Here is a 12070-nt window from a genome sequence, read left to right as displayed (position 1 = left end):
CGGCCAGAACATTTGAAACACAATGCAGCACAGACAATGTGGCATAAGTAGCCACCAAACACTATCCCTACGTGCGGTCTCTACGGTAACTAAGTGATCGTGCAAATTCGAGCCGGGGTTCGGGAGAGGGACAGTTCCCCAACCTCAACACCTTTGTTAGTAACGCTAGCGTTCAGCCAAACCATAGTAATGACCACACAGATGCATCAATTCGTCATAGCGCCAGGTTCAGCCAACTGGAAAGCCCCACCCAGGATGCATTTTAAAGAGTCTGAGGAAGCCAGTTCAGGAACGACCTAGTCACCCTAGGTTTGAGACAATGACCGGCCCTGGCTCGAAAGGCACGTAAGAAAGCCCCCCTGCGACATTGTCCAGATCATCATCAGACAGGCCAGTTGGCTTGGCTGGCAGCACGATAGTATGCAACTGCTCGCTGTCCTCCACTACACGAAAAGAGACACCATCTGGAACTTCCACACCTTCGGCTTTCAATACGGCAGCCGGATCATCGATGAACTTTTGCTTATATTCATCGTCCGCCCAACATTTTGCGACGACTCGACCAAACAACTCGCTTGCTTGTTCTTGACTCATTACATCTCCTCTTGGATTTTGAGTCCGATAAATCAGACCTGATTAGAAACACCTCGAAAAAAAACTGCAAAAGTTGCGTTCGCCGTTTAGATACCTTAATGGAAATGTGCAAGAAGCCTCTGTACATAATCTGGGCGTTTACGCTGGACAGCAGGTGAGTCGTAGCGCGCTTGCTGGGGTCATTCCGTAGCTTTTAAGCATTTGTTAGCAAAGTTGCCGTTCGGCCAAATCATAGAAATGACAGCGCAGCTGCATCAATTCGTCATAGCTCCCGGCTTCAACAATACGCCCCGCCTTAACAACAAAAATTCTGTCTGCGTTGACGATAGTTGACAAGCGATGAGCAACCACGACGCGAGTAGCATTCAGTTCTAGGATACTTTTTGAGACGATCGCCTGAGTGTGGTTATCGAGAGCGCTGGTCGCTTCATCAAACAGCAGTATTTTAGGCTTTTTTACGACAGCGCGCGCGATCATCAGCCGCTGCTTCTGGCCTCCCGAGATGGTCCCAGCACCCTCCGATATCATCGTATGCATACCCATAGGCATATCGCGAATATCTTCATCAAATCCCGCCATGCGGGCCGCCTCCCATGCATCCTCAACCGTTAGCGGAGAAGACCCCACTATGTTTGTAAAGATGTCGCCGAACATCAGTTGGCCATTTTGCAAAACCACTCCCAGTTGGCGCCGCACCCCCCTGCAGTCGAGGTCCGCCAAATCTTTACCGTCGTAATAGATCGCTCCTGTCTCGGGGGTTTCGAATCCCAGAAGCAACCGAAACAACGTGGACTTACCTGAACCGGACGGACCTACAAAAGCAACAAACTCTCCTGCCTTAATGCGTATAGATACGTCATCGATAGTTTTTGGGCCTTCTACATCGTAAGAAAAACTAATGCGGCTGATATCAATTTCTCCGCTTAAGACACCTGGGGGAGACTTTCCAATGTCTGTTTCAGGGGCGGTTGTTAATACAGGTAACGACCGCTCGTACATGGGTATGATGTTTAACGAACCCGTTACAGCGCCAATCATGGCTAAAGTTGCTGCAAAGAACTGTACGAATGCAGTATTAAAAGCCACGAAGCTACCAGCATCCATTTGCGGTATTAAATAGGCGATCGCCGCAAATAGCACCAGCGAGTTAATAACCACATAGCCTGCATTGAATGAGGTAAGTAGATTTTGCGCCCATCCAATACTGAAGCTCAAACGCGACTGCTCGGAGAAGCTCTTGGCCCAAAGTGCAAATGCACTTTTCTCACCACCGGCTGCCCGCAACTTTGCGATCCCCCCAAGCAGCTGAAAAACAAGGCTGGACAGTCGCCCCTCGAGCTCTATCAGTTGTCTCTCTCTAGAGAGACGCCAGAGATTGATCGCCAAAGTGAAGAGTAGGCTCACGACAACAAGCAGAGTCGCCATCAAAGCGAGACGCCAGTCAATGTAGAACAAGTATGCATAGCTAAATAGGCCAAACACCCAGCTGATAAACGCCGTCTGGAAAGTGTTGCTTATCGTCTGCAGTATTCCAGATATACCAAAGACCCGTTGAGCCAAATCACCGGCGGAATACCCCCTAAAAAAAGCTGCCGGAAGGTGGAGCAATCGATGGATTATCGCCGACTGCGTCGCCAAGTCGGCCCGGCTATCAATGCGGAGAAAAGCTATAGATTTTGTAATCTCAAAGGCACTGATTCCAATGGCAGCAACCAACAACAACACCACCATCTGCACCAACTCTCCGGTGAGCGCACCGGGAATGATACGTTCAACGAGACGTCCAGTTGCGTAGGGTGTAAACACACCCAACAAGCCACCAAAAGCACCAACCGCCAGTAAACGCTCAAAATCTTTTCCGGTTCCACGCATACCAAAGAAAACTAGGTCTCTCAGCCCAATCGCGCGTTCTGGGAAGCTCCTGAAAAACATAAAAGCGTCTTTACCCAAGGTTGAGGCAAGGCGAGAACTCAAGCGCCGCCGGCTTCCTATGACGATATCAACTACCCAAAGGCCATGCCCCGTGTTGTCAGGCAGAATCGCTAGGGGACGCCCACTCTCCCCCTCAAAAGCTAGTAAAGGGCCGGTGTCTGTTCGCCACCACGTGTCCTGCGTCAACTGAACTCGACGAACGGTCGCGCCGGCCTGGCGAGCAAATTGCTCCACCAGCCCACCATCAGCTCCCGTTTCGGTGCCTGAAGACAAATGCGCTTTAATCCCACTCGCATCCAACACGAGTTGGCAGACCTCCAGCAGGACGCCCTCTTTCTCGGCTCCTGCCACAGAGTAAGATGCCTGAGCACTGCCGAGTACTGACGCTAGATCTCTGAGTCCGGAGGTGAACGTCTGGTCTTCTCGCTCCTGCTTACGTGATAGTCGCGCTGCTCTTTCAAGTTTCTTTGCCTTTAAACGTTTCGGCAAATACTCAAGCAACAGGGCATGATAATGATCCAAAATCGCCGACATGCTCATCGCATCGACCTGGCCGAACTCTGGCGGGCGCGGGACATGTACCGTCTCTAGAGTGCTGCGCGGCAGGATACGGTCGAGCACCAAAAACCACGTCTGAAAACAACTGAGCAAGTGTTCACGGCGTACACCGTCTACTTGCTGAACCGCGTCCCGGTGTTCCTCGTACTGTGTGTCCGGCACTGCGACAGCCAAGACTCCGACAGGGATGTCGCAGCTGGTGGCTGCAAGCCCTGCAAAACATTGATTAGCTTCTATACGATACAAATGGCTACGTGAACCAACGGGCTTCCCTGCTTCCAGGGCAACGGCAAACAGATCCACCGCGCCACTGCTTACATGCCACAATGAGCTACTTCCATTCAACAACCATGGTTCGGTGCTCTCGAACAATATAGGTTCAGAGTCTCGCATGCTTATCCCGTTTCCTGAATGAGCTTCTGATAGGCGCCACCAAGGGCAAGAAGCTCATCGTGGGTTCCCCGTTCGAGCACACGCCCTTTTTCAAGAAGAATTATTTCGTCACAATCACGGATCGTTGAAAGCCGGTGGGCAACAATCAAGCAACTGCACCCGCGGCGTCGCAAGTTGTTGTCAATTATTTTTTCAGTCAACGGATCTAAGGCAGCGGTGGCTTCGTCCATTACCAGTATCTGAGGGTTGCTGCTTAGCGCCCGCGCAATTTCTATACGCTGACGTTGACCTCCGCTGAAATTTTGCCCCCCTTCTTGGATGAGGCTGTCGTAACCACCAACTCGATTTACGATGTCATCATGAATACACGCATCCCGTGCTGCCTGAACCAAGTCAGATTCGGGGATTGTTTTATCCCACATAGACAAGTTTTCTCTTACGGTGCCCTCAAACAAGAAAATATCCTGATCAACACCCGCCAAACAAAGATTGATAACGATAGGCGGGATATCCTCTCTCTTCACATGATCTAGTAGTACTGTCCCGGACCAAGGCTGCTGCAGACCCATCACTAACTTGGAAATGGTCGACTTGCCGCTGCCAGAACCGCCAACCAACGCGATGCGCTGCCCAGGCTTTAGACAAAGAGATAAATCTTCGATCAGAGGTGGCTCTAGTCGGCTGTACCCAAAAACTATATTTTTTAGCTCAAGATTACCCTCTATACTGCGTTTCTCACTATCGGCCGCAGGTGGCTTTTGGAATTGCTTATCCAGAGGATAATTAAGCACATCATCAAGTCGCCGCAGATCCCCCTCCGCCTCCTGCATCTTGCCAGCAAGCCCCATCAATTCGGTGATCGGCTGGGTAAAGCTCATCATCAAGCTCTGAAACGCAACCAACATCCCCACCGACAGATCACCGTCAATAACGCGCATGCCGCCAAAACCAAGAATAGCAACGTTCGCTAAAGTATTAAGGAATGTAGGAAGGATCGATAAAAGTCGTGTGTACAGCTCAAGATCTTGCTGACTATTGAGTACTTTTGCTTTGTAGCCTAACCAACGTGCAAAAAAATCGTTCTCAGCACCTGTCGACTTTATGGTTTCAATAGTCTGAATTCCGTTCATTGTGGTAGCCATTAACTTCCCGGTATCTTGCAAAAGTCTCAAGTTCCCGTCTTTCCGCACCTGCCCTAGATACTTAAGCGTGAGCAGGTTTATACAGGTGATCAGAATCCCAACTAGGGTTAGAACCCAATCGTATTGAAGCATCATAAAGACGTAAAAAATCACGGCTACGATGTTGACTAGACTGGTAGCTAATTGTCCGCCAACCAAATCAGCAACGCGATCATTCGCAGGAACACGCTGACTGATGTCAGACGCATAACGCTGGCTGAAGAAATTGACGGGCAAACGTAATACATGCCAAAGAAAAGCCCCAGTAGTCGACATCGACAGCTTCGCCCCCAGACGCAGTAGCTGAGATTGCTGGAGCCAAGTAAGCGTGATTCTTAGGACGGCCGCTAATAGAACACCTAACAACAAAGGCTTAATCCAACCATCCATGCCACCAACCAGGTAGTCGTCGACAAAAATCTGCGAAAAAACCGGGATCACCAATCCCGGAATCACTAGCGCTAAGCTCGCCAAAATGACAAAGATAAAAGGCCCCTTAGAGCCCTTCAAGCGTGGCAAGAGCGACTCAAGCATCCCCGGCGGCGGCGGAGATTTTTCAAACTCTTCGCCGGGCTCGAAAACCAAAGTCACGCCAGTGTAAGAGTCCTTGAACTCGGCCCTAGAGACCTTTCTTTTACCGGAGGCCGGATCACTCAAAAAGACGGTGTCGCCTGCAAAACCTTCCACCACGAGAAAGTGATTGAAATTCCAGAAAACGACAAAGGGAAGTTTGAGGCGTTCGACCTCTTGAATGCTTAGGCGCTTGCCACTCGCGACAAGTCCGTAGGTGCGCGCCGCCTTTACTATATTGCTGGCCTTACTTCCGTCACGCGAAACCCCACAAGCAACTCGAAGCTCCTCTAGCGGCACGAATCGCCCATAAAACCCGAGGATAATTGATAAGGAAGCCGCTCCACATTCGAGCGCCTCCATCTGTATCACCGTAGGCGTTTTTACTCTAGTAGGGCGCCGTGAGCCGGCTGCATCCTTCACTAGTTAAGCGCCTATATGCCGGCAGCTGATTTGAGCAAAGGGAAAACCATACTGATAGGGCGATTTTCTTCTACCTGGATACTTCCAAAACACCAAGAGCCCGCAGTCAGTTCGATTTGACTACCCATTTCAGACGACCACCGATATCCGCTAGTCGTTTCACTATCTGTTAACAATTCAATTCTTACTTCTACCGGTGCGCCCTGCCTCGCAATATCGCCCGCCAAATCTTCACTGCCGAGCACATGCAGCATACTCGCCTCGCTGATCGGATAGGGGGAGACGTATGTCACCTTGCCTTTCAAATAGCCAAAACGTGCTTTGTTGTAGGCCACCGGGGAAATCTGGGCGGTGCTACCCACGGCCACGCGCTTGGCCAGGCTTGTATGAGGTAAGTAAATAATCGCTACCAGGTTGTCGTCGTCGCGGGCAATCGAAACCAATGATTCCCCCGCCTGAACCGCATCTCCGTTACTGGCTAATATTTCAACGATGCGTCCTTCGACGGTGCTGACAACATTGCTGGCATGCCCTAACTTATCCTCGAGCTCCTTCAGTTGAAACTCGGCCTGCTTAACTTGCTGCTCAGTCACCTGCAACTGTGAGGTCATCGAACTCATTTGTCTGTCTTTGTCAACCCTCGCTCTATTGGCCAACTCTCTTGCTCTAAGGATATCGAGGCGAGCGGACAAAATAGATTGCTTTGTATTCTCATGCTCTTGTCTTGATATATAGCCATTAACAAGACTCTGCTTTTGACTTTCATAAATGCGTTCGAGAGACTGCAGCTGCTCCTGTTTGGCAGCAATCGCTTGATACTCCAATTCAAGATCCGTATTGAACGCAGCTACCTCTTCGTTAATGCCCGTTAATTGAAGCGCCTTAACTTCATCAAGATTGACTCGCATATCTCTAAGATGCTCTTCAGCCAAAGCTATTTGACGCTTCAAAATAGGCTGATCGATCACAGCAAGGATTTGTCCCTCACGTACCAGATCTCCAACGCGAAGTTGCTTGGAAAAACCGATAACACCTGACCCGTTTGACACCACTTTACTGATGCCGCCTGCTCTGGTGATAATGCCTTGGCCTAACACGCTTTTAGATACGGCACCGAAGACCCCCCACAAAACAATCGCCAACAGCACTAATCCTAAGGCCGCAAGCGATACCCAAGACCGGGGTGGCGTGATTCTGATGAGCTGATCCAATTGTTCAGGAGAAGAAAGCTTATCAAGTGCTGACTTAGCAAAAATTTCCTGAGGCACTAAAGCTATCCTTTGAGGTTGTAAACAGGGACATTGAGTATAGAGGAGATCAGAGAGCAAGCGAGAACTAGACCCTCTAATTATTTATCCGGGTCTGCAAAAGCCAAGTGCGCCCACCAAGCTATTGAGAGACGTGATAGGTCTAGGCATCGCCTTGTAGATGATTGGGGCAAAAGAAGAGGATATTCAGGTTGTGCCTGTGCGAGCGCGATGACTTAATGATCTGCGGGCATTGCTCCGGCCCGGCGAGTTCCAATGCTCAGCGCTGACCGCAAATCCGGTGAAAGTTTCTTCCTGCTACCGTGTCCGATACTCGTATTCACAGGCATACTTGACTCGATACCCGCACGCCAAGTGCTAGCAAACTCCGCTCAAGGAGGCAGCTCATGCAAAAACTCGCTCTTACATTAGCCTTATTAAGTTCATCTGTATTCGCAGCTTCCAGCCTTGCTAGCGATTCTTTGAGTGACGCTCTCCCATCGGACAAGCGCCTCGACACTGACGTTTTAAGAGACGCTCGCAGTCGCCCGGATTTAATCTTGCCGTTACTCAATCTCGCACCGGGCGACAGAGTTGCTGATATTTGGGCTGGCGGCGGCTATTACAGCGAACTGTTCTCTCATCTGGTGGGCGACAGCGGCGAAGTACTGGTGGTCAATAACCTGGCTTATCAGCAGTTCTCCGAAAAACAGCTGACTCCGCGTTTGGAGGCTTCAAAGCCGGGCCCCATGAAACTCCATTTGCGCGAGGCAGATAATCTGGAACTGGGGATTGAAACACTGGACGCAGCTGTAATCATTCTGTCATATCACGACCTATACCATGTCGACACAGCCAACGGCTGGAACCCCATAGATGCTGATGATTTCCTTGGACAGATTTCAAAGGCTCTAAAGTCAGGTGGGCGCTTTCTGGTTGTGGATCATTACGCGGCGCCTGGCTCCGGTAATCGGGACGCTCAGGACTTGCACCGCATTGACATTGAGTTTGCAAAAGCCGACATACAAAAACACGGCCTTCGGCTGGAGCAAGAGTCCGAAGTACTACGCAATCCAGAGGATGACTACAGTCTTACCGTATTCGATGAGTCTGTCCGAGGAAAAACTGATCGCTTTGTCTTGGTCTTCACCAAGCCTTAGCGTCGAATATCAGTATCGTTTCAACAGATGATCCTACAAGAGCTCAGTCCTAGGATTCAGAACGCGCGCTAGCGCTCCATGCAATACTCACATAACCAGGTGAAAAATGAATAAAGAAGACTTGAACGGCAAAACCGCAGTCATCACCGGAGGCGCAGAAGGTATTGGCTTAAGCCTTGCCCGCACCTTGGGCAAGCTGGGAATGAATATTGTCATCGCCGATATTGAGACCGAGGCTCTGGCGTCTGCGAAATCAAGCCTGGAGGATCACAGCATTGCAGTGCTGGCCGTAGATATGGACGTCGCCCTCAAAGAGGATTGGGACAGAACCGCAGCCGAGGCCCAAGCTCGCTTCGGTAACGTTCACATGCTCATTAACAATGCGGGCGTCAGTGGCGGCGTCGGCGCTATAGAGACACTGGATGATGCCGGCTGGCGCTGGTGCATAGACGTCAACCTCATGGGTGTTGTGTATGGGGCCAACGTCTTTGTGCCGCACATGAAAAGCCATGGCGAGCAAAGCTGGCTAATCAACGTGGCGTCTATGGCCGGAATGGGCGGCGTGCCAATGGCCGGCGCCTATACTGCCACCAAGGCTGCCGTGGTCGCGCTTACCGAATCCTGGTCTCAAGAATTGCAGGGCAGCAATGTGCATGTTTCGGTTTTGGCACCGGCCTTCGTGAAAACGCGCATTCATGAGTCTTACCGGAATCGTCAACCACGTTACGCAACTGACGTTAAGCCCACTGCCGATGTATTTGAGGTCGCTAAAGCCTCATCAAAAGCGGTCGCCAATGGGATCGATGCGGATCTTTTAAGTGCACGGGTCATCGAAGCTCTGGAGCAGGGTGAGCTATACATATTTACTCACCCCAACTACAAACCCGTTGTGGATCAGCGCAGTGGCAACGTATCCGACGCCTTCGAGCGATCAGCGCAAAGCCCCTTATTGGGTGATGTGCTGAATGACCGAATCTGGGGCTTCAAAGTCGACTGACGGGCAACCGCGAGACAAACGTTAACGGGGTCCTACAGACCCGTCAACTTAACGGTGGGGCCTTGCGCTTTCGCGGCCCCTTTTTCTTGGTGCCGAGGTCTTTCTTGGCCCCGGCATCACTTTTTACAGGCCCACCCGCAGCTCCGCCGCGCTTGGCTGGCTTAGCCGCATTATCCGTGGCACGCGAGATCTGCAGCTTCTGACCACTGACCCACACCGACTTCAGATGCTTGAAGATTTCCTTAGGCATGCCATCAGGCAGGTCCACAAAGCTATGATCTTCTTCAATCTGAATGCGGCCAATGTACTCAGCGTCCACCTCCGCCTCGTTGGCGATCGCACCTACGATATTGCCCGGCTTAACGCCGTGCTGGCGGCCAACTTCGATGCGGTAACGGTCCATACCCACATCCGCATCCCGAGGCGCAGCGTCTTTAGGGCGTTTCGGCTTGCGTTCACGGTCTTGATCGCGGTCTCTACCGGGAGAGCGCTCAGCTCGAGCAGGCCGTTCTCTCGATGGCCTGGCGGGCTCGGCTGCCGGAATAGCTGGAGCGGCTCCCTCATTCATCACTACTAGCGCTGCCGCAATCTCAATAATCGGCACGCCAAACTCCTGCTGATAGGACTCCACGAGCTCCCTAGCCGCACCCATGTCCCGGGTATCGAGCGTCTCGGTAATACGGGCCTTAAAGCGTGACGCGCGCTTATCGCTTACCTGCTCCGAGGTGGGCAACTCCATGGACTCGATCTTTTGCCCGGTCACCCGCTCGATGGTCCGCAGCAAACGACGTTCGCGATTAGCTGCAAAAAGAATCGCCTCGCCGGTGCGACCCGCACGACCGGTCCGCCCAATCCGGTGAACATAAGCCTCGGGATCGTTGGGAATGTCGTAGTTAATCACGTGGCTGATGCGCTCTACATCCAGACCTCGAGCCGCCACGTCGGTGGCAATCAAAATATCGAGCCGGCCCTTCTTGAGGTTCTCGACGGTCTTTTCCCGTTGATTCTGCGCGATGTCACCATTCAGAGCTGCCGTGGCATATCCCCGAGCAGAAAGCTTATCCGCAAGCTCCTGAGTGGCTATTCGCGTGCGCACAAAAATAATTACACCGTCGGTGTCTTCGGTCTCGAGAATTCGAGTAAGCGCATCCAGTTTGTGCATGCCGCCCATCATCCAAACACGCTGACGAATAGACGCGTTGGTGACGGTCTTAAGTTTGATGGTAATTTCTTCAGGCTTGTTCAAATGCTGCTTGGCTATGCGACGTATCGCATCCGGCATGGTCGCCGAAAACAAGGCAATCTGACGCTCCGGTGGCGTTTTCTCGAGGATCCACTCCACGTCGTCAATAAAGCCCATGCGCAACATTTCGTCGGCTTCATCAAGCACCAAAGTTGTGAGCGCTGACAGATCCAAAGAGCCGCGACGCATGTGGTCCATCACGCGTCCAGGAGTGCCCACAATAACGTGTACCCCACGCTCCAGCTGGCGCAGCTGTGTACGGTAATCAGAACCTCCGTAAATCGGCAGCACCTTAAAGCCCTTGCTGTGTCGCGCATACTTTTGAAAGGCCTCAGCTACCTGAATGGCCAGCTCCCGCGTAGGGGCCAATACCAATGCCTGAGGCTTACTCAACTTGGGATTCAGGCGAGCCAAAATTGGCAATGCAAAAGCGGCCGTTTTACCGGTACCGGTTTGGGCCTGACCCACCAGGTCTTTGCCTTCCAGCAAAGGTGGTATTGTCATCGTCTGGATAGCCGAAGGCGTCTCATAGCCCACATCGCTAAGTGCTTTCATTAAAAATGCAGGTAGTTGCAGCTCATCAAAGCTGCCGGGGGTCGTTGGGGTGGTCATTAAAATTACCGAGATAAGAAGTGGTTCGCCCTAGAACGGGCAAAGCACGATTATACAGGCTAAGCGGCGCCTTAAGTTGTGACTAATTGAGACCTTATCTCTCGCCCTCTCCTGGCTCCTCCTCGGGCTCCTCATCACTCTCAGCGGCTTTTAGCCGGCGCTGACGGGCTTCTTCTTCCGCCAGCACAGCACGGATCTCAGCCATCACCGAGTCAGTGTCGGCTTCATGTGTATCGAGTTCGGCGTAGCCGGTAAGCTGATGGTCGGGGTTCAGGTCTCCGTCCTCAAACAGGCCCCATAACTCCTCAGCGTAGTGAGTCTGTGCCAATTCCGGCGCAAACTGCGCGTAATACTCCGTAATATTATTGACGTCCCGGGCAAGCATCGACTGCGCGTTATTATTACCCGCCGCATCCACAGCCTGAGGAAGATCGATAATCACTGGTCCGTATTCATCAACCAGCACATTGAACTCTGATAAATCGCCATGGATAAGACCGGCAGCAAGCATACGCAAGACGTATTGCATCATGATCGCGTGATCTTCCCGAGCCTGATCAGCCGACATGGACACATCGTTCAGACGGGGGGCCACATCGCCGTCTTCGTCCGTCACGAGTTCCATAATCAAAACGCCATCAAAGCAGCCGTAGGGCTGCGGGACACGCACATCTGCCCGGGCCAATCGATACAGCGCGTCGACTTCGGCGTTCTGCCAGGTCTCTTCCTGTTGCTTGCGACCGAACTTTGAGCCTTTCTCCATGGCACGCTGACGACGACTGTTACGCACCTTACGACCTTCGGTGTACTGCACAGCCTTTTTGAAACTGCGCTTAACCGCGTCTTTATAAATTTTTGCGCAGCGCAGCTGGCCTGAGCTACGAACGATAAAGACATCAGCCTCCTTGCCACTCATAAGCGGACTGATGACTTCGTCGATAATCCCCTCTTCAACGAGGGGCTGGAGGCGTTTTGGTGTCTTCATTGATAACGGTCGACCGACTTCCTGTCTTGGCTGGCGTGTTTGACACTGGCACTCTGCCATATCGAGTCTCACACTACGATGGCTTGAGCTGCAAAATCTAAAAACTTGTATGGCCTCTGTGTGTCTTGCACCAAGCCCACGAGCACTGTAAGTTCGCTTTTCATTTCATCGATAT

At 51.8% G+C, this 12070-nt stretch carries 8 protein-coding genes; 2 read left to right on the top strand and 6 right to left on the bottom strand.

Annotated elements, in window-relative coordinates; all coding sequences use genetic code 11:
* Positions 1-300 precede the first annotated feature (300 nt).
* The 4 genes from R0135_RS16585 to R0135_RS16570 form a co-directional block, all read right to left on the bottom strand.
* A complete protein-coding gene (locus R0135_RS16585) occupies positions 301-594 on the bottom strand; it encodes an NHLP leader peptide family RiPP precursor (RefSeq protein WP_407348017.1) in 294 nt (97 codons plus the stop codon).
* Between the two features lie 204 nt (positions 595-798).
* Complete coding sequence (locus R0135_RS16580) at positions 799-3477, bottom strand: NHLP bacteriocin export ABC transporter permease/ATPase subunit (protein ID WP_407348016.1); 2679 nt, start codon at positions 3475-3477, stop codon at positions 799-801.
* A 2-nt stretch (positions 3478-3479) separates the two neighbouring features.
* Complete coding sequence (locus R0135_RS16575; RefSeq protein WP_407348015.1) at positions 3480-5591, bottom strand: NHLP family bacteriocin export ABC transporter peptidase/permease/ATPase subunit; 2112 nt, start codon at positions 5589-5591, stop codon at positions 3480-3482.
* Between the two features lie 71 nt (positions 5592-5662).
* A complete protein-coding gene (locus R0135_RS16570; protein ID WP_407348014.1) occupies positions 5663-6919 on the bottom strand; it encodes an NHLP bacteriocin system secretion protein in 1257 nt (418 codons plus the stop codon).
* A gap of 386 nt (positions 6920-7305) precedes the next feature.
* Between R0135_RS16570 and R0135_RS16565 the strand changes: the two genes are divergently transcribed.
* A complete protein-coding gene (locus R0135_RS16565; RefSeq protein WP_407348013.1) occupies positions 7306-8058 on the top strand; it encodes a class I SAM-dependent methyltransferase in 753 nt (250 codons plus the stop codon).
* A gap of 106 nt (positions 8059-8164) precedes the next feature.
* Positions 8165-9055: an SDR family NAD(P)-dependent oxidoreductase gene (locus R0135_RS16560; RefSeq protein WP_407348012.1), complete on the top strand. Its 891-nt coding sequence runs from the start codon at positions 8165-8167 to the stop codon at positions 9053-9055.
* Positions 9056-9098: 43 nt separating this feature from the next.
* On the opposite strand, the gene R0135_RS16555 is transcribed toward R0135_RS16560, so the two are convergent.
* Together R0135_RS16555 and R0135_RS16550 are read right to left on the bottom strand one after the other, a co-directional pair.
* Positions 9099-10910, bottom strand: a complete 1812-nt coding sequence (locus R0135_RS16555) for a DEAD/DEAH box helicase (protein ID WP_407348011.1) — start codon at positions 10908-10910, stop codon at positions 9099-9101.
* A 94-nt stretch (positions 10911-11004) separates the two neighbouring features.
* The gene (locus R0135_RS16550; RefSeq protein ID WP_407348010.1) at positions 11005-11895 is read right to left on the bottom strand and encodes a PA4780 family RIO1-like protein kinase; all 891 of its coding nucleotides are present in this window, start codon (positions 11893-11895) and stop codon (positions 11005-11007) included.
* Positions 11896-12070: the final 175 nt, after the last annotated feature.

This window comes from Congregibacter variabilis, from assembly GCF_045689235.1.
Lineage (GTDB): Bacteria > Pseudomonadota > Gammaproteobacteria > Pseudomonadales > Halieaceae > Congregibacter > Congregibacter variabilis.
Note: the sequence above shows the minus strand (reverse complement) of the source record. Positions and strands in the feature narration are given on the sequence as shown.